This window comes from Nitrosomonas eutropha (assembly GCF_900116685.1).
Lineage (GTDB): Bacteria > Pseudomonadota > Gammaproteobacteria > Burkholderiales > Nitrosomonadaceae > Nitrosomonas > Nitrosomonas eutropha_A.
The window spans coordinates 83,434-102,170 of record NZ_FPBL01000003.1 but is presented as its reverse complement, the minus strand read 5'-3'; the positions used below and the strand labels follow the sequence as shown (position 1 = coordinate 102,170).

General features: G+C 47.2%; 20 protein-coding genes. 15 read left to right on the top strand and 5 right to left on the bottom strand.

Annotated features, from left to right (window positions below; translation table 11 throughout):
- Window positions 1-2 precede the first annotated feature (2 nt).
- The 12 genes from rpmA to BM331_RS05000 all read left to right on the top strand — a co-directional run bounded on the left by rpmA (window position 3) and on the right by BM331_RS05000 (window position 11,867).
- Window positions 3-260 (top strand): 50S ribosomal protein L27, encoded by a 258-nt coding sequence (rpmA, locus tag BM331_RS05055; RefSeq protein WP_074927657.1) that lies wholly within the window; start codon window positions 3-5, stop codon window positions 258-260.
- Window positions 261-389: 129 nt separating this feature from the next.
- Window positions 390-1,421, top strand: a complete 1,032-nt coding sequence (gene cgtA, locus BM331_RS05050) for an Obg family GTPase CgtA (protein WP_074927655.1) — start codon at window positions 390-392, stop codon at window positions 1,419-1,421.
- A gap of 5 nt (window positions 1,422-1,426) precedes the next feature.
- Window positions 1,427-2,548, top strand: coding sequence for a glutamate 5-kinase (proB, locus tag BM331_RS05045; protein ID WP_074927653.1), 1,122 nt, complete (start codon window positions 1,427-1,429; stop codon window positions 2,546-2,548).
- A 50-nt stretch (window positions 2,549-2,598) separates the two neighbouring features.
- A complete protein-coding gene (locus BM331_RS05040) occupies window positions 2,599-3,600 on the top strand; it encodes a YheT family hydrolase (RefSeq protein ID WP_074927651.1) in 1,002 nt (333 codons plus the stop codon).
- Window positions 3,601-3,697: 97 nt separating this feature from the next.
- Window positions 3,698-5,014: a phosphate regulon sensor histidine kinase PhoR gene (phoR, locus tag BM331_RS05035; RefSeq protein WP_074927836.1), complete on the top strand. Its 1,317-nt coding sequence runs from the start codon at window positions 3,698-3,700 to the stop codon at window positions 5,012-5,014.
- A gap of 373 nt (window positions 5,015-5,387) precedes the next feature.
- The gene (gene hfq / locus BM331_RS05030) at window positions 5,388-5,642 is read left to right on the top strand and encodes an RNA chaperone Hfq (RefSeq protein WP_074927649.1); all 255 of its coding nucleotides are present in this window, start codon (window positions 5,388-5,390) and stop codon (window positions 5,640-5,642) included.
- The gene (gene hflX, locus BM331_RS05025) at window positions 5,632-6,816 is read left to right on the top strand and encodes a GTPase HflX (RefSeq protein ID WP_074927647.1); all 1,185 of its coding nucleotides are present in this window, start codon (window positions 5,632-5,634) and stop codon (window positions 6,814-6,816) included. Before hfq ends, hflX begins: the two co-directional genes overlap by 11 nt.
- Window positions 6,817-6,822: 6 nt before the next feature.
- Window positions 6,823-8,013: an FtsH protease activity modulator HflK gene (gene hflK / locus BM331_RS05020; RefSeq protein WP_074927646.1), complete on the top strand. Its 1,191-nt coding sequence runs from the start codon at window positions 6,823-6,825 to the stop codon at window positions 8,011-8,013.
- On the top strand, window positions 8,013-8,891 hold the full coding sequence (hflC, locus tag BM331_RS05015) for a protease modulator HflC (protein WP_074927644.1): 879 nt from the start codon (window positions 8,013-8,015) through the stop codon (window positions 8,889-8,891). The genes hflK and hflC overlap by 1 nt, the downstream gene beginning before the upstream one ends.
- Window positions 8,892-9,002: 111 nt before the next feature.
- Window positions 9,003-9,188 carry a DUF2065 domain-containing protein gene (locus tag BM331_RS05010; protein WP_011634049.1) on the top strand — a complete coding sequence of 62 codons (186 nt, stop codon included), beginning with the start codon at window positions 9,003-9,005 and terminating at the stop codon, window positions 9,186-9,188.
- 74 nt (window positions 9,189-9,262) lie between these two features.
- Window positions 9,263-10,435: an ATP phosphoribosyltransferase regulatory subunit gene (locus BM331_RS05005; RefSeq protein WP_074927642.1), complete on the top strand. Its 1,173-nt coding sequence runs from the start codon at window positions 9,263-9,265 to the stop codon at window positions 10,433-10,435.
- 133 nt (window positions 10,436-10,568) lie between these two features.
- The gene (locus BM331_RS05000; RefSeq protein WP_074927640.1) at window positions 10,569-11,867 is read left to right on the top strand and encodes an adenylosuccinate synthase; all 1,299 of its coding nucleotides are present in this window, start codon (window positions 10,569-10,571) and stop codon (window positions 11,865-11,867) included.
- Window positions 11,868-11,935: 68 nt separating this feature from the next.
- Here BM331_RS05000 and BM331_RS04995 read toward each other — a convergent pair whose 3' ends face one another.
- The 5 genes from BM331_RS04995 to BM331_RS04975 all read right to left on the bottom strand — a co-directional run bounded on the left by BM331_RS04995 (window position 11,936) and on the right by BM331_RS04975 (window position 16,510).
- The gene (locus BM331_RS04995) at window positions 11,936-12,253 is read right to left on the bottom strand and encodes a hypothetical protein (protein ID WP_074927638.1); all 318 of its coding nucleotides are present in this window, start codon (window positions 12,251-12,253) and stop codon (window positions 11,936-11,938) included.
- 184 nt (window positions 12,254-12,437) lie between these two features.
- Window positions 12,438-12,734, bottom strand: a complete 297-nt coding sequence (locus BM331_RS04990; protein ID WP_074927636.1) for a hypothetical protein — start codon at window positions 12,732-12,734, stop codon at window positions 12,438-12,440.
- 248 nt (window positions 12,735-12,982) lie between these two features.
- Window positions 12,983-15,361: an endopeptidase La gene (gene lon / locus BM331_RS04985; RefSeq protein ID WP_074927634.1), complete on the bottom strand. Its 2,379-nt coding sequence runs from the start codon at window positions 15,359-15,361 to the stop codon at window positions 12,983-12,985.
- Between the two features lie 148 nt (window positions 15,362-15,509).
- On the bottom strand, window positions 15,510-15,959 hold the full coding sequence (locus BM331_RS04980) for a CBS domain-containing protein (RefSeq protein ID WP_074927632.1): 450 nt from the start codon (window positions 15,957-15,959) through the stop codon (window positions 15,510-15,512).
- A gap of 47 nt (window positions 15,960-16,006) precedes the next feature.
- Window positions 16,007-16,510: a BCAM0308 family protein gene (locus tag BM331_RS04975; RefSeq protein WP_074927630.1), complete on the bottom strand. Its 504-nt coding sequence runs from the start codon at window positions 16,508-16,510 to the stop codon at window positions 16,007-16,009.
- A gap of 160 nt (window positions 16,511-16,670) precedes the next feature.
- Here BM331_RS04975 and BM331_RS12170 point away from each other — a divergent pair, with 160 nt between their 5' ends.
- The 3 genes from BM331_RS12170 to BM331_RS04965 all read left to right on the top strand — a co-directional run bounded on the left by BM331_RS12170 (window position 16,671) and on the right by BM331_RS04965 (window position 18,724).
- Window positions 16,671-16,796, top strand: coding sequence for a hypothetical protein (locus BM331_RS12170; RefSeq protein WP_256214822.1), 126 nt, complete (start codon window positions 16,671-16,673; stop codon window positions 16,794-16,796).
- An 81-nt stretch (window positions 16,797-16,877) separates the two neighbouring features.
- Window positions 16,878-18,017 carry an ABC transporter permease gene (locus BM331_RS04970; protein ID WP_256214830.1) on the top strand — a complete coding sequence of 380 codons (1,140 nt, stop codon included), beginning with the start codon at window positions 16,878-16,880 and terminating at the stop codon, window positions 18,015-18,017.
- Window positions 18,017-18,724 carry an ABC transporter ATP-binding protein gene (locus tag BM331_RS04965; RefSeq protein ID WP_074927628.1) on the top strand — a complete coding sequence of 236 codons (708 nt, stop codon included), beginning with the start codon at window positions 18,017-18,019 and terminating at the stop codon, window positions 18,722-18,724. Before BM331_RS04970 ends, BM331_RS04965 begins: the two co-directional genes overlap by 1 nt.
- Window positions 18,725-18,737 lie beyond the last annotated feature (13 nt).

Here is an 18,737-nt window from a genome sequence, read left to right as displayed (position 1 = left end):
TCATGGCACATAAAAAAGCGGGCGGAAGCTCCAGAAACGGGCGTGATTCTCATTCCAAGAGACTGGGGGTGAAGCGTTACGGTGGTGAAATAATCAGGGCAGGTGGAATCATCGTGCGCCAGCGTGGTACCCAGTTCCACCCGGGTGATAATGTAGGAATCGGACGTGATCACACTCTGTTTGCTAAAGTGGATGGGAAAATTGTTTTTACCATTAGGGGGCGGCTGAATCGGAGAACAGTTGCAGTTATTCCTTCCTAATGATCCGATTTGTCGGATCGGATAGCTGGAGAAAAGCCCCGTTCAAGCAATGGGGCTTTTTACTTTGTATGGTTTTTTGCCAGGATAAATTTCTCCGTCTGCAATCGAAATAGTTGCTGCGGGGCACTCATGAAATACATAGATGAAGTAAAAATACAGGTCTTTGCAGGAGATGGCGGCAACGGTGTTGCCAGCTTTCGCCGTGAAAAGTTTATTCCCAAAGGCGGACCGGATGGAGGAGATGGAGGCCGTGGTGGCAGTATCTATGCATTGGCGGATCACAACCTCAATACATTGATCGATTACCGTTTTACACCAGTTTTTCGCGCAAAACGAGGAGAAAACGGGCGTGGCTCTGATTGTTATGGCAAGGGAGCAGAAGATATTGTACTGCGTATGCCGGTAGGTACAATCATAATCAATTATATGACAGGCGAGCTCGTGGCAGATCTCAAGCACAATCAGCAGAAAGTGCTGCTGGCCAAGGGTGGTAAAGGAGGGCTGGGTAATCTCCATTTCAAATCCAGCACTAACCGTGCCCCTCGGCAGTTTACTCATGGCGAGGCAGGAGAACAGTTTGAACTCAAGCTGGAGCTTAGGGTGCTGGCCGATGTAGGATTGCTTGGATTGCCAAATGCCGGTAAATCGACCTTGATCCGTGCTGTTTCTGCAGCACGGCCGAAAGTGGCTGATTACCCGTTTACTACGCTTTATCCCAATTTAGGGGTGGTGCGGGTCGATGCTGGACGCAGCTTTGTAATGGCGGATATTCCTGGCTTGATTGAAGGTGCTGCGGAAGGAGCCGGTCTTGGGCACCGCTTTCTTAAACATCTCAGCCGTACTCATTTATTACTGCATATTATTGATGTAGCTCCTTTTGATGAGAATATTGACCCTGTTCAATCAGCTGAGGCGCTGGTAGATGAGCTTCGCAAATTTGATGAAGTGCTTTATCGCAAACCACGCTGGCTGGTATTTAATAAGGTAGATCTACTGCCTGAAGATGAGCAACAAGCTATTTGCACGCATTTGCTGCAGGCGCTTGACTGGAGAGATCGCTGGTTTGCCATTTCTGCTCTAACTGGGAAAGGGTGTCAGGCACTGACCTATGCCATTATGGGATATCTAGAGCAATTACAGCCCGTTACTGAAGAAACTTGATTCTTATGACACAATCAATTCTGCAATCTGCCCGTCGGATTGTTGTAAAGGTTGGCAGCAGTCTGGTGACGAACGAAGGAAACGGCCTTGATCGTCAGGTGCTTGGAGGTTGGGCTGGGCAAATTTCCCGACTCAAAAAAATGGGCAAGGAAGTTGTGCTGGTTTCCTCTGGAGCGGTTGCCGAAGGTATGCAGCGCCTGGGCTGGAAAACGCGTCCTGCTGCGCTCTACGAGTTACAGGCGGCAGCGGCAGTCGGTCAGATGGATCTTGCTCAGGCCTATGCAGATTGTTTCAGTGAATATAAATTGCTGACTGCCCAGATTCTGCTGACCCATGATGATTTATCGAGTCGTAAACGCTATCTGAATGCCCGTTCGACGATTCTCACATTGTTGAATCTGGATATTGTGCCAATTATCAATGAGAACGACACAGTAGTTTCTGATGAAATCCGGTTTGGTGACAATGATAATCTGGCGGCACTGGTTGCCAATTTGATTGAAGCTGAGGTGCTGGTTATCCTGACTGATCAAGAGGGTCTGTTTACGGGGGATCCGCGCAAGCATGCCGATGCAACACTGATTTCTGAAATCAGTGTCAGTGATCCACATATCGAGATCATGGCTGGCGGAGCGGGTAGTAGTATCGGTCGTGGTGGTATGCAGAGTAAAGTGATGGCGGCCAGGCGGGCTGCTCGCAGTGGGGCTCATACAGTGATTGCATCAGGCAGAACGGAAAATGTGCTGGTTCATCTGGCAAATGGAGAGGTTGTTGGAACCAGTCTGCTGGCCGATATGCCGGTGAAGGTTGCGCGCAAGTTATGGTTGGCCGATCATCTTCAGGTGCGGGGCAGCGTAGTATTAGATGATGGCGCCAGCAGAGCATTGCTGTCTGGAGGCAAAAGTCTGCTGCCTATCGGTGTGGTGGAGGTGAGAGGAGATTTTGAACGAGGTGAGGCCATATCCTGCCTGAATGCCAGTGGCCGCGAAATTGCCCGTGGCCTGATCAATTACAGCGCACGTGAGTCACACAAGATCATGCGTCGCCCCTCCAGCCAGATCGAAACTGTACTGGGTTATGTAGGTGAATATGAGCTTATTCACAGAGATAATCTGGTTATTTTGTAATGGCTTAATCTGCCGGATTTATCTGTTTAGAAGGTTTGATACTATTTACAATGACTACCCGTTTTTCTTTACCCGGATCCCGGTTGCTCCAGTCTTATCATGCCCCCGGATGGCTTCCCGGAGGAAACGCACAGACCATTTTTCCTTATTTCGTTAATCTGAATCCGGCAATTCGTTACCAGCGTGAGCGCTGGGAGATGGATGACGGAGATTTTATTGATATTGACTGGCTGGAGGGGGAGCCGGATAAACCGCTGGTCATTCTGTTTCATGGTTTGGAGGGCAATTCACAAAGCCATTATGCGTTGAGTATTATGCGATTCTTACAAACATTGCGCTGGCGTGGTGTTGTTATTCATTTTCGTGGTTGTTCCGGATCTCCCAATCGTTTGCCGCGTGCTTACCATGCCGGTGATTCGCAAGATATTGATCGTATGTTGCGCTATGTGACGCAGCAGAACGATTCGCGCAAACAAAACACCGTCTGTTATGTTGTTGGTATATCGCTTGGTGGCAATGCGCTGCTGAAATGGCTGGGTGAGCAAGGCACCCAGGCAGCCAGATTGATCGCAGGTACCGTAGCAGTTTCTGTTCCTCTTGACTTGGCAGTAGCCGGCAAGGTGCTCGATTTCGGTTTTAACCGGGTTTATACCCATCATTTTCTTATCACCCTTAAACGCAAGGCGCTGAAAAAAAATAAACAGTTTCCTGGTTTGCTGGATGCCAAGGCGGTTGCGGCCTGTAATTCATTGTACGAGTTTGATAATCTGGTTACAGCACCGTTGCATGGTTTCCGGGATACGGATGATTACTGGCGCCAATCCAGCAGCAAACCGTGGCTTGGATCTGTTCGTGTGCCAACATTGCTGATCAATGCGCGCAATGATCCTTTTTTGCCCGAAAGTGTGCTGCCACAGAGATCCGAAGTATCTCCTTTCGTTTCACTGGAATTTCCGCAGCAGGGAGGGCATGTTGGCTTTATGTATGGTGCTTTTCCAGGAAAACTGGATTGGCTGCCGCAGCGCATCGTAAATTTCTTTTCGCTTTTATAAGATCCGGACAATATTCCAGGGTGAAGGATGAAGTTGGAAAAAGCGGTTGGCGCCGGAGCTGCACCGAAAAATCAATCTTGTCACGGCTCATAATTACGTGAATACCTTCTGGCTAAGTCTTGCTCCCATTTTATGGCTGACCATTATTGCCGCATTGACGGGAATGATATTTGATACAGCGATCGTGCTGGGTCTGTACAGCATCATCCTGCTCGGGATTGTGATTTACCATCTTCATACATTGTATTGTCTGGATCAATGGTTACGCCACTCGGATTATTCCTATTCGACAGTGCCCGATAGATCTGGTTTGTGGGGGGTCGTTTTTGCCAGATTGGCCCGTTTCGTCAGGCGTAGCGATAAGGAGCGCCTGGGATTGAATATCTCGCTGGAGCGATTACAGCGCGCAACATCTGCTTTGCCAGAAGGAATTGTCATCCTGGGCGACAAGGATCAGATCGAGTGGTGCAATTCGTCTGCCGAGTTGCACCTGGGTCTCAATCTTGGGATGGATGCCGGCCAGCATATTAGTCGCATGGTACGTCAGGTGCGATTTGTGGCCTATCTTGATGCGGGAGATTTCAGCAAACCTTTTCTGCTCAATCAGACACGTTTTCGCGATACGCTGCTTTCTATTCAGATTGTACCTTATGGTGACAGGGAAAAACTGCTGATCAGTCGGGATGTGACACGTTTTGAAAAACTTGAAATTATGCGGCGCGATTTTGTTGCGAATGTCTCGCATGAATTGCGTACACCTTTGACAGTGATTGGAGGGTTTCTTGAAACGCTGCTGGAGGAAAACAAGGTATCCGGTGACATGGAGAAAAATGCGCTGCGACTGATGTTTGACCAGGCTACCCGCATGCGTCGTCTGGTAGAGGATTTGCTAACGCTATCCCGATTGGAGAATGCCGGAAATAATCTGGCTGAAGAAAAGGTGGATATCGTTAAGCTGTTACAGGAGCTTTATCAGGAAGCCCAATCATTGAGCGCTGGTCGCCATACTATTTCCCTTGATCTTGTCAGTCATGCCATGCTACTTGGCAGTGAAGATGAGCTGCGCAGTGCATTTGAAAACCTCATCAGTAATGCTGTGCGATACACCCCGGAAAACGGGGTGATTTCCCTGAACTGGACGGTGGAAAATGGGAAAGGGCTGTTTTATGTTCAGGACAGCGGGATAGGTATTGAGCCGAATCATATTCCCCGGTTGACAGAACGTTTTTATCGGGTAGATCGCAGTCGTTCCCGCGAAACTGGTGGTACCGGCCTCGGGCTTGCTATCGTCAAGCATGTTCTGAACCGTCATCAGGCGAGTATGGAAATTACCAGTCAACCTGGAGCAGGCAGTATTTTCAGGATGTGGTTCCCTGAAAGCCGGGTATTACCTGCTGAAAATGTGACTGAGTAATATCTGGGTATGTAGAGTAAGCTTTTCTGGCTAGGAGCTTGTTTGCATCAGATGAAAAATACAATATTTCATGTCATCCGACGTTAGCTTGCTGTTGTTTTTATTCCACTCATTAAACTTTCTTTTTGGATAAAACATAAAAACAGTGCTACACGAATACCATTATAGCCGTGTTAGAATTATGGTTTTTCGTATCATATTTTGACAGCGTTAATATCCAAGATGAACTTTTATGCATTTTAATTTTTTCTGTTGATCTGATGATGCGGCAGGTTTAGGATCTTGGCAAAAATTCTGTCAGAACCAGTCAGTTTACCCATGAGGGTACTTACTTTAACCAAATAACTAGAAATTCAACCAGGGAGGGTAAACAGTGGGCGTTAAAGGACAGTTACTGCAAGATCCATTTTTGAATATTTTGCGCAAGGAACGTGTTCCAGTCTCCATCTATCTGGTCAACGGTATCAAGTTGCAGGGACATATTGATTCCTTTGATCAGTACGTGGTTTTATTGAGAAATTCTGTTACACAGATGGTTTATAAGCATGCTATTTCCACTATAGTACCGGGTAAGGCAATTTCAATTCCGGTACCAGCTGAAACACTGTCCGAGCAAGATGAATCATGATAGCGGAACGGCAGCGGATAACACCGCAATATTAGTAGAGATTAATTTCGGCAAAAATGATAAGGAAAGTCTGGATGAGCTGAAAGAGCTTGCTTGCAGTGATCAACTGTCTGTAGTTGCAGTAGTTGAAGGAACGCGAAAGCAGCCCGATCCCGCCACTTTTATCGGAAAGGGCAAGGTGGAAGAAATCAGCCAGATAGTGGTGCAAACACAAGCTGCAATGGTGATATTCAACCACGAGTTGTCTCCAATACAGCAAAGAAATCTTTCCACAGCACTGGCCTGTCGCGTCATAGATCGGACCAGTCTGATTCTGGATATTTTTGCGCAGCGTGCCAAAAGCCACGAAGGTAAACTACAGGTTGAACTGGCTCAGCTGGAGTACCTGTCCACGCGCCTGGTGAGAGGATGGACGCATCTAGAGCGCCAAAAAGGCGGAATTGGCTTGCGTGGCCCTGGGGAGACCCAGCTGGAAACTGACCGACGCTTGCTGGCAAAGCGCGTAAAATTCCTGAAGGAGAAGCTGGCTAAACTTAAACAGCAACGGGATGTGCAACGGCGCGCGAGAAAACGCTCTGAAATCATGTCTGTTTCCATTGTAGGTTATACCAATGCTGGTAAGTCAACCTTGTTTAACCGGCTTGTTCGGTCGGATACATATGCTGCAGACAAGTTGTTTGCTACGTTGGATACGACTACCAGGAGACTTTTTCTTCCAGAACGTGGTTTGATCGTAATTTCTGATACAGTTGGTTTTATTCGGGATTTGCCGCATACGCTTGTCGCTGCATTCCGTGCCACACTGGAAGAAACCATACGAGCTGACCTGCTTTTGCATGTGATTGATGTATCCAGTTCCAATCGGGATGTGCAGATCAGCGAAGTTAATAAATTACTGCAGGAAATTGGGGCGGATACTATACCCCAAATCCTAATTTTTAATAAAATCGACCTCATTGAGCAGGGTTCGTCAGAGAATTACATGCGCGACGAGTATGGTAGAATCGCAAGAGTTCATCTCAGTGCAAGGACGGGAGCGGGTTTGGGTTATCTCTATGAAGCGCTGGCAGAGGCATTTGATCAAAACTTGAATAAATTGAAGCAGCATTCAACAACATCCGTAAGCATGAACGACAATGTCCGTGCCACTTCTATAAATAATGAAAAGGACTAAATCAACATGGGCTTGAATGATCCGCAATGGGGGAAAAGGAGAGGTAATTCCGGTCCTCCTGATCTTGAAGAAGTTATGCGCAGCTTTAACCAGAAAATAAATGAGCTTTTTAGCCGGAAGGGTGGAGGCGATAGTAACGGGAATTCTGATGGGGGAAATCCCGACGGCCCGAGTAGTAAAGGTATTGCAATCATTGGGTTCCTGCTCTTGGTCGCGTGGGCGGGGAGCGGATTCTACATCGTTGATGAAGGCCATCGAGGAGTAGTGCTGCGATTTGGTAAACATGTGGAAACAACGCAGCCTGGGTTGCGCTGGCATGTTCCTTCACCAATTGAATCTATTGAGGATGTCAATATAGCTCAGGTGCGTACAGTAGAAATCGGATATCGCAATAATGTACGCAGCAAGGTGCTAAAGGAATCATTAATCCTTACAGATGACGAGAATATCGTTGATATTCAGTTTGCTGTGCAATATATACTTAATAGCCCCGAAGATTTTCTGTTCACTAATCGCGAGCCGGAAGACAGCGTTTTGCAGGTAGCGGAAACAGCTATTCGAGAAGTGATTGGTACCAGTAAAATGGACTTCGTCCTTTATGAAGGACGTGAAGAAGTGGCTGCTAGAACGACTGTATTAATGCAAAAAATTCTTGATCGTTATCAGATTGGTATTTCTATCAACAGGGTAACTATGCAGAATGCACAGCCTCCTGAGCAGGTACAGGCAGCTTTTGATGATGCGGTCAAAGCCAATCAGGATAGAGAACGGCAAAGAAACGAGGGACAGGCCTATGCAAATGACGTAATTCCGAGAGCTAGAGGTGCTGCAGCCCGTTTGTTGGAGGAAGCCGAAGGATATAAACAAAAGGTAATCACAGCCTCAGAGGGTGATGCCAGTCGTTTTGAACAGGTGCTGGTGGAATATGCCAAGGCACCGGAAGTAACACGTGAGCGTATGTATATTGATACGGTTCAGCACGTATTATCTAGTACCAGCAAAATCCTGATTGATCAGGAAAAAGGAGGAGGGAATCTGCTTTATCTGCCGTTGGATAAATTAATTCAGGCTGATTCTGGGGTGGCGAAATCATCTACGGGGACAATTAAACAACAAAACGAAAATCAAGATTTTTCCTCAGATATAAGCTCGCGCTCGCGTGAGTCTTTTCGCAGTCGTGAACGGGAGGTGAGATAATGAAAGCGATTTCATCTATATTTGCTGTACTTTTGCTGGTTTTGGCAGTTGTAGGTAGTTCTGCTGTTTATATTGTTGATCAACGTGAACAAGCATTGTTATTTCAGCTGGGGGAGGTTGTAGGGGTGAAAACATCTCCTGGTTTATATTTAAAAATACCTTTTGTCCAGAATGTTCGTTTTTTTGATTCACGTATTTTGACGATGGATTCAGAAGAACCTGAGCGTTATATCACTTCAGAGAAGAAAAACGTTCTAGTGGATCTATTCGTCAAATGGCGTATTGTAGATGTAAAGCAGTACTACGTTAGTGTGCAGGGGGATGAAACGTTAGCACGAGTACGTCTTGCACAAACAATAAATTCTAGTATGCGTGATGAATTTGGTAACCGGACGGTGCATGATGTGGTTTCTGGCGAACGTGACAAAATCATGGAGGTCATGCGCCAGAAAGCAAACACAGATGCAGAAAAGATTGGTGTAGAGGTTGTGGATGTACGGCTTAAGCGCGTGGATTTGCCTCAGGAAGTCAGTGAATCTGTTTATCGCAGAATGGAGGCAGAGCGTAAGCGAGTGGCAAACCAACTGCGATCAACAGGTTTTGCGGAATCTGAGAAAATACGGGCAGATGCTGATCGTCAGCACGAGGTGATTTTGGCTGAGGCCTATCGTGATGCCCAAAAAATTATGGGGGAAGGTGATGCTCAGGCTACGGCAATTTATGCTGAAGCTTTCCAGAAGGATGCAAAATTCTATGGATTTTACCGCAGCCTGGATGCGTATGAAAAATCCTTTAGAAGTAAGGAAGATATTCTTGTTGTGGAGCCAAACTCGGAGTTTTTTAAATATATGAAAGATCCGACAGACCATAAAAAATAAAAGTAGAAGCAAAGCTATACCTTGAGTTGAAATATCATGCTAAAAATCAGCATTTCAGGTATTGGAGGATGGCTGATATAAATAATTTTTTATTAATGATTGGGATTTAATATGTGGGATACCTTTCTGAAGGCAATTGCACTGATGCTGATTCTGGAAGGTATCTTTCCTTTCTCGTCTCCAGGTGCTTGGCGAGAAGTTTTTCAAAAACTCCTGCAGCTGAATGACGGCCAGATAAGATTTATGGGTCTCAGCACGATGCTGACTGGTCTCATTATTCTTTATCTGGTTAGTTGATTGATCTTTCCTCTGATAATTTTGACTGTTCCTGTTATTGATCCAGGTTTAATTCATTCCGGTCAACATTAAAAATGCGTAACTGGTTGCTTCCTGAATATATCGAAGATGTACTGCCGCGTGACGCTTATCGTATAGAAAAGATTCGTCGTCTTATCATGGACAAGCTGTTTGTTCATGGATATCAGTTTGTGATGCCACCCCTGTTGGAATATGTAGAGTCCCTGCTGGCCGGGAGTGGCAGTGGCATGAATTTGCGTATGTTCAAGGTTGTCGATCAACTGAGTGGCAGGATGATGGGGTTACGGGCAGATATGACACCGCAAGCAGCCCGGATTGATGCACATTTGCTGAACACTAGTGGTGTGACTCGGCTTTGTTATGCCAGCAGTGTTGTTCATACGGTACCTGATGAAATTACCCGCACACGAGAACCATTTCAGGTGGGGGCCGAATTATATGGGCATTTTGGTATCGAGAGTGATCTTGAAATCCAGCGTTTGCTATTGGAATGCCTGTCTGTTTCCGGGATCCAATCGATTCATCTTGATCTTGGGCATATCAGAGTATTTCGCAGTCTGGTTTATGGTTCAGGAATCAGGCCCGAGTTTGAAATGGAGCTTTATGCTGCATTGTGGGCCAAGGATACGAGTACCCTCAGGGAGCTGGTGTACACTGGCCTGAATGACTTGGATAAGACGGTTCGGGAAGCATTACTGCTGTTGCCGGAGTTATACGGAGATGAAACTGTTCTTTTACGCGCACGCAAATACCTACCGAATTTTCCGGAGATCAGTGAGGCTCTGGATCAATTGGAGCATGTTGCGAAAGCACTTGAACCTTATGTTGACAGGATAATTTTTGATCTGGCCGACTTGCGGGGTTATCACTATCACACGGGGATGGTATTTGCCGCGTATACACAGGGAAGCCCTGTCGCGATTGCATTGGGAGGGCGCTATGATGAAATCGGTAAATCATTCGGTAGAGCGAGGCCAGCAACCGGATTTAGCCTTGATTTGAAACAATTATCACGTCTGACTGATATAAATGATTATCCCCGAGGAATACTGGCGCCGTGGAAGCCGCAGGATGATGAACTTGCAGCAATGATCAAGCAGCTGCGTATCGCAGGGCATATCGTGGTGACAGGATTGCCTGGGGAAAATAGTAAAGAAGTAGCCGGGTGTGACAGAAATCTGGTTTTACGGAATGGCAAATGGGAAATTTGCCCTGTTTCAGGGTAAACAGACATCTGTAGTAGGGAATCTCTCCTTAAAGATAGAGCCCCGCGCTGTTGGAAGAATATGTCTAAAGCACCACGCTGTAAACAGCGTGGTGCTTTATTTTGGAAATAATTTCTGAGAGATCGATGAGTGTATGGCCAGGAATGTTGTAGTCATTGGAACGCAGTGGGGGGATGAGGGTAAGGGCAAGATTGTCGACTGGTTGACCGATCGGGCTGCAGGCGTTATCCGTTTCCAGGGAGGACACAATGCTGGGCATACGCTGGTAGTAAATGGTGAGAAAACTGTGCTGCATTTGATCCCTTCAGGAATATTGCGCAAAGATGTTATTTGTTACATCGGTAACGGCGTGGTTTTGTCTCCTGGTGCATTGTTGGACGAAATGAGTATGCTGGAGCAAGCTGGTGTGGATGTGTCCGGCAGATTACGTATCAGCGAGGCTTGTCCATTAATTTTGCCCTATCACATCGCAGTAGATGGCGCTCGTGAGCTGGCAAAAGGGCCGGAAAAAATTGGTACAACTGGCAGAGGAATTGGCCCGGCTTACGAAGACAAAATTGCACGGCGTGCAATACGCCTACAGGATCTGTTCTATCCAGAACGATTTGCCAGCAAATTGAAAGAAGTACTCGACTACCATAATTTCTTGCTGAAAAATTATTACCATACAGCAACGGTAGACTACGATCAGATACTGGATGAATGTCTGAAAAAAGCTGAAAGAATTCGGCCAATGGTCGCAGATGTTCCTAAACTGCTGTTTGAAGCTAACAAGACTGGAAACAATCTGTTGTTTGAGGGTGCGCAGGGAGCTCTGTTGGATATTGACCATGGTACCTATCCTTTTGTTACTTCCAGTAACTGTATTGCTGGTGCAGCTTCAGTGGGCAGTGGTGTCGGGCCACAGTTGTTGAGTTACGTACTAGGTATTACTAAAGCCTATACCACTCGCGTAGGTTCGGGGCCTTTTCCTACCGAGTTGGAAGATGCAACTGGAGAATATTTGGCACAGCGGGGCAATGAATTTGGCTCCACTACCGGGCGCCCGCGCCGTTGTGGCTGGTTTGATGCAGTGGCTGCCAGACGTTCAATTCAGATCAACGGTGTTTCAGGGTTGTGTATTACCAAACTTGATGTGCTCGATGGCTTGGAGAAATTAAAGATTGGTACGGGTTATAAGTCAAAACAGTCAGATAGATTTTATGATGCTTTGCCGTTTGGTGCGGATGATCTGGCTGATATCGAACCGGTTTATGAAGAATTACCAGGCTGGCAGGCATGTACGGCAGGAATTAAGGATTTTAATCAACTCCCCAAGGCAGCGCAAAATTACCTCAAGCGCATGGAAGAAGTCTGCCAGACACCCATATCCATGATTTCAACCGGTCCCGATCGAATAGAAACAATCGTTTTTCATCATCCTTTCGGATAAATGCAGAGTAATCCGAGCTGGCGGGGCGTTGCCTGGCAACCTCCCCGCATTGTCTTATTCCTTGATTCCTATTGACGCCATTTCTGGTAAAGCTCTTCAGAATAGTCATTCCATCTTTTTTTGGCTGCTGTCAGATTTTCTTCAGCTTTTTGTGAAGCCTGTTGTGCAGTCTGGAATTCTTTCTCGGTTTCAGTTACTTTTTCCTGGTAGTAGCGCAAATTATCCTGTTTGATCTGCATCTCTTTTTTTGCCTTGCTGGCCTTATTTTCAGCCTCTTTCATCTGTTCATAAGCTGTATTAGTTTGCCGCTGCAAACTGGATAGATCGCTGGTTGCAAATGAAACAGGAGCAGCCAGCAATAATAAAATCAGGATAGGAAATTTCATTTTTATTCCATTTTCTTGTGAAGCTGAAAGGTTATAAGTCGTGATAATTCATCAGTAAAAGAATGAGATGGTATATGGGTTCTATCGGACTGAAAACAATGCTCCATCCACATCCAATAGTCAATCATTGCAGTCTAATCGTGATCTGTCATATATGGGCGCTGATAACTGACGGGGAATGCCATCATCCCGGTTCTTTCGTGAGGAAGTGGCATATTTTTTGTAAATCGGCATGAATGGCGGCCTGTTTTCGTTTTAATCGGTGAGCGAGTACTTTTGAATCAGTTGTCTTCAAGATGATACTGGTTTCAAGTAACTGAAGTAACGCTGTCGGGAGATTTTTATTGCTGCCAAAGTGACCGATCAAATGGGCAGCATGCATTTTTGCGCGCCGCAGCTGACCTGTCTCGTATACGGATGAGTAATTGTTCTGACAATGGAAGGGTGGAGTGCTTGTCGTGTTCTGTGCTTCGTTTCCCATAAGGTTTTCTCCTTGTATGAGTTGAACGTGTCAGGATTGCGACTATGATCGGACAGCAATATGACAGATGAAAAAAAGCTGCCTGATAATTTAACTATAACCCGGATGACACTTAATGGCTATGCGACAAATTGCCGCTGCTGTAAGAACCTGTTCAAGGGATACAGTTCAATTTCAACGCAGTAATGCGCTTTTCAGTGAGATATTGAACAGATTCTAAGAAAGTGGATAGCAGCGGCTTCTTGTCTTCAGGACGATTCCTGATCGCTGTTGCCCGATGATGCGTTAATAGAAACATCCAGGGCTGCTTGAATGGCATCATCAGCAGTTTCCAGGAAAACAAACTGCATGGCTGTGCGTGTTGCTTCGGGAACATCATGCAGATCCTTCCGGTTCCGGGCAGGCAACAGCACGGTTTGAATACCGGCGCGTTGTGCTGCCAGTATTTTTTCCTTGATGCCGCCTACTGGCAAAACCAGTCCGCGCAGACTGATTTCACCCGTCATTGCAACATCGTGCCGTACCGGCTGATTGGTGAATAACGAAGCCAGTGCGGTAAACATTGCTACCCCGGCACTTGGTCCATCTTTAGGAATGGCACCGGCAGGCACATGCAAATGCACGTCGATTCCATCAAACATGGAAGCTGGAATATTCAAATCACCCGCGCGTGCCTTGACCAGCGTGAGTGCGGCCTGTGCACTTTCTTTCATCACATCACCAAGCTGCCCGGTCAGGATCAGACGGCCACTGCCACTAACGCGCGTAGCCTCGATGAACAGGATATCTCCACCGACTGGTGTCCAGGCTAAGCCGGTTGCCACCCCCGGCAAACTGGTGCGGAGTGCCAGTTCGTGTTCATATTTTTCAGGGCCCAGGATATCCGTCAGATTGTTCGCATCGATTTGCACCTGTTGCTGCTCGCCTTGCGCGATTTTCAAGGCAGCGTGGCGCATGATCCGGCTGATCTCACGCTCGAACTGGCGCACGCCCGCTTCACGGGTGTAATTGGCAATAATGCTTTGCAAGGCTTCAGGTAACAACATGCATTGGTTCGATTGCAGGCCGTTGGCTTCGCTTTGTCGTTGCACCAGATAACGTTGTGCGATTTGCAGTTTTTCTTCCGATGTATAACCCGGCAGATCAATAATTTCCATCCGATCGCGGACCGGCGGTGAGACCTGATCAATGACATTGGCTGTGGCGATGAAAACTACTCGACTCAAATCGAACGGGACTCCCAGATAGTTATCGCGGAATGTCGCATTCTGCTCAGGGTCAAGGATTTCCAGCAACGCTGCAGAGGGATCTCCATGTGCGCTGGCGGTCATTTTGTCAATTTCATCCAGCATCATTACGCAGTTGCGTGCGCCAGCCTTGCGTAGATTCTGCACAATATTGCCTGGCATGGCACCAACGTAAGTGCGACGATGACCGCGCATTTCCGCTTCATCATGTATGCCACCCAGCGATACCCGGACAAACGGACGCTGTAACGCGCGGGCAATACTTTGTCCGAGCGAAGTTTTTCCGACACCCGGCGGACCGACAAAACAGAGAATCGGTGCGCGGCCTTGTGGTTTCAATTTTTGCACAGCAAGAAATTCGATGATGCGTTGTTTGATTCGTTCTAATCCAAAATGATCAGTTTCAAGAATTGAGCGTGCAGCATCAAGGTTTATTGGTGCTTCTTCCGGTAATTTCCAGGGTAATTCTGTCATCCATTCAAGGTAAGTATGCAGCATGGAAAATTCGCTGGAAGCAGCAGGCATCCGCTGTAATCGCTGTAATTCCTTGCGGGTTTGCTGTTCAATATCTTCCGGCATACCAGCAGCAGTAATGGCCTCATCCAGTTTGGCGACTTCCTGTTCATTTTCACCCTCTTCGCCAAGTTCTTTCTGGATGGCTTTCAGTTGCTCGCGTAACAAAAACTTGCGTTCGCGATCTTCCATTTGTTCCTTGGTACGCTCGCCTATTTCCTGTGAAAGTCGCAGAACCTCAATGCGTCGCGCCAGAATTTGTAACACTTTATGCAGACGTTCTTCAATATCAATTGTTTCCAGCAGCGCCTGCTTTTCAGCTACTTCAGTGTCGAGCAGACTGGCAGTAATGTCTGCCAGATCAGACGGTGCACGGGTTGCCTGCAGTGCATGCGCCAGTTCAGCCGGTACACCAGGCAACAGTGATAAAATTTCCATGGCACGTTCACGCAATTGCAGCGTGAGTGCTTCTACTTGCGTGGTATCTGGTATGGTTTCCGGGATGCGTTGTATCCGTGCGGCAATGAAGGGATAGCCTTCAACCAGTTCTTTGATCCGGAAGCGTTCAACGCCCAGAAAAATTGCATGATGCGTGCCATCTTCGGATGTGATGTGGCGCACGACATTGGCGAGGGTGCCTACCGGGTAAAGTGCATCTGATCCGGGTTCCTCAATCGCAGGGTCTTTCTGCAGCACGATACCGACTGGCGTTTTTGCTTGCAGGACATGCTGAATCGATGCAATTGATTGCGCTCGGCCAACCGTGATAGGCATAACGACATGTGGAAACAGCACGACGTTCCGCATCGGTACCAGGGCGATGATGTCAGCGGGCAGCTCAAATGGGGTTACAGCGGATTGTTCCATGCTACTTCCTCTCAGGAATTGTTAACTGGTCTCAATATTGAGCGATTCAGCAAAATTTCAAGAGAGTATGCGAGAAGCAAGTAGCAAACTTGTCCTGTAGCTGCCGTGGTTGTAGCAGTTGTACTAACGAGCTTCTGGCAGAAACCGGTTAGGGGCGATGGCGTATTTCTTTTTTATGCTCGTACCGGATCAATTTTGCAAGATCAAGCACTTCTTCCGATAATATTTCCATAACATCGTCTGTTGTAATGATTCCAGTCAGCTCACCGGCATCGTTAATAATCGGCAAACGGCGGATAGTTTTCCGGCGCATAAAATTAATTGCATCGTGTATGGCAGTATTTTCTTTTACGGCGAACAGTTCTTGTGTCATGACATCGTCGACGGTAATTGCTTCTTTATCCAGCCCGGTAGCGAGAACTTCCACTACAAGGTCGCGATCAGTAATGACTCCGACCGGTATTGCGCGATCGTTCACTTTATCGATCACAATAAGCGCGCCGACATGATATTGGCGCATCAGCCTGGCCGCTTCCAGTATAGATCCGTCGCGTTGAATGGTTCTGACTTCCCGGTTACAAATTTCACTGACAGTCATGGCAGTCTCCTGTATATGTTTTAAGAACAGATTAATTGGTTAACGGTTTAACGTGACCAGTACACCCGCAACAAGTTTTCATCCTGGTTATATTGAAGTTCCAGGTTGCCTTGATAGGCATCATGAATCGCCTCACCAATGCCGCGTGCCAGATGGATGTCTGTGGTCGTAATCAGCAGACTGTTATTTTGTTCTTCTGTCGCGATAATACGTTGTAGCGGATGTTGAGATTTTTTCGTTTTCTCGAAATTCTGCACAAGATGTAAAATTTCATCACGATGAGACTGGAAAAACTCTCCTTCCAGCGTTAAATAGCCAGCCGGGTAATGATCAAGTATGCGTTGGCAGGCTGGACAGGGATGTTGCTGTGCATTTACGGGGATTTCAAACCATTGCCAGCGGCCTTTCTGGAATATTGCATTGCATTGTGGACACACGGTTGGTTCTGGCAGTTTTCTCCTGATTTTGTAGGCATCATCAACCCGTTCCTGAAAGATAGTGTAGTGTGACGAGACTTGACGGAAACCAGGCTGAATATTACGAATACTCATGGTGGCACTCTCCTTTCATGCGGCAGACTTGTTTGGCAACGGACAACTCCAACCCGTTACTGGCAACCTCACTTCTTTCTTGTGTAATGCGTTTTTATCTTGCGCCGTTTGATGATTTTGTCAAGAATTTTCAGAGTACTTATTCGTGGTTACGGTACTGATGAATACTGTGAAAAGTCAGTTGTATGAACTGATCACAATGGTTTTCGGAGCTGAAAAACTATGTGTCATGGGTATTTTTGCGGTCAGCTTGACAATCACCGGCTCAGGTGATGTCATCGGATGATCTCTTCAGAAGGTTTGAAGTTAACTGTTTTTATAGGGCTGTGCCGGGCACTGGCAATCCAAGTATCACATCGCGTTGAAAATGCTGACGGGGGACAGGGGGAAATATCTGGGTATCATCATGGGGCTGACCTTCGCTTCCCTGATCATGACCCAGCAACCTGCTATTTTTCTCGGCCTGATGACTAGAACCTACAGTTTCATAACGGATGTGAGCCTGCCTGATATCTGGGTAATGGACTCTAAAGTACAATTTGTTGATGACATCAAACCTTTGCAGGATACCGAGCTCTACCGGGTACGGGGAGTTTCCGGAGTGGAATGGGCGACGCCAATGTACAAGGGGCTATTGAGAGCTCGTTTGGCTAATGGCACATTCCAGAGCTGTTTCGTCGTCGGGCTGGATGATGCCACGCTCATCGGCGGCCCGCCTATCATGCTGGAAGGCAACATCGAAGATTTGCGCCGCAGTGACGGCGTTGTCGTCGATATTGATGGGGCGCGGGATAAACTTGCAAAGCCGTCACGTGAATCTGGCGGAAAGTCAGTGCCCATCAAAGTTGGTGACAGTCTGGAAGTGAATGATCACCGCGCGGTTGTCGTCGGTATTGCAAAAATCTCCCGCACTTTTCAGGCACAGCCCATTATTTACACGACGTATTCGCGGGCAAAAAGTTATGCGCCACGAGAGCGAAAACTGCTTTCCTTCATTCTGGTCAAGGCTAAACCCGGACAGGACCTATCCGTATTGACCCGTCGCATCCGTGAATCCACCGGTCTGGCTGCCTATACCCGTCAGGAATTCATGGATCTGACCTACGACTATTTCATGAAGAATACAGGTATTCCAATTAATTTCGGGATTTCGGTGCTGTTGGGATTTATGGTGGGTGCAGCCATCGCCGGGCAAACTTTTTATAATTTTACGCTGGATAACTTGCGCCAGTTTGGTGTGCTGAAAGCCATGGGAACCAGTAACAGAATCTTGCTGCAAATGATTTTGCTCCAGGCCATTCTGGTGGGAAGCATCGGTTACGGACTTGGTGTAGGTTCAACCGCGCTGTTTGGCTATTTCATGCACGATAGCATACTTGCATTCAAATTTACCTGGCAACTGCTGATTTTCAGTGGTGTGGGAATTGGCCTTATCTGCGTATTTGCTGCGGTTATCAGCATACTCAAGGTGATCCGTCTGGAACCTGCTGTCGTCTTCAAGAGTTGATGAGTGCATATATGCTGGCAGTGCGCTGCCGAAAGATCGTAAAAATATATGATTCTGGCGGCCAGAGAGTGACCGCGCTCGGTGGTATTGATCTGGATATTGCGACTGGTGAGCTAATGATGCTGGTGGGTCCTTCCGGGTGTGGGAAAACCACTCTGATTTCGGTTATCGCCGGTATTCTTGATCAGGATGAGGGAAGTTGTGAGGTGTTTGGTAAGGATTTGGCTGCCATGTCAAACCGGGAAAAACTGAAATTCAGAGCCAGCCACATCGGTTTTGTTTTTCAGGCGTTCAATTTACTGCCCTCGCTTACGGTGGCCGAAAACGTATCGGTGCCGTTGCTCATTAATGGTATCAGGCGAGCTGAGGCTGAACGCAAGGCAAATAGCATTCTCGAACAAGTTGGCCTTGGTGATCGCACCACTTTCTTGCCCTCACAGCTTTCTGGTGGGCAGCAGCAGCGCGTGGCAATTGCCCGGGCGCTGATTCACGATCCCGGGCTGATCGTTTGTGATGAGCCGACCAGTGCGCTAGATCATGAAACCGGCCACACCGTCATGCAGTTGCTTAAAAATACGGTTTTACAAAGTAATCGGGCACTGGTCATTGTTACGCATGATTCCCGGATTTTCAGTTTTGCCGACCGTACTGCCGAGATGGATGATGGCCGGATTGTAAAGATAACAGACACTTCTGCTGCGCATTGAATACAAATGTCGC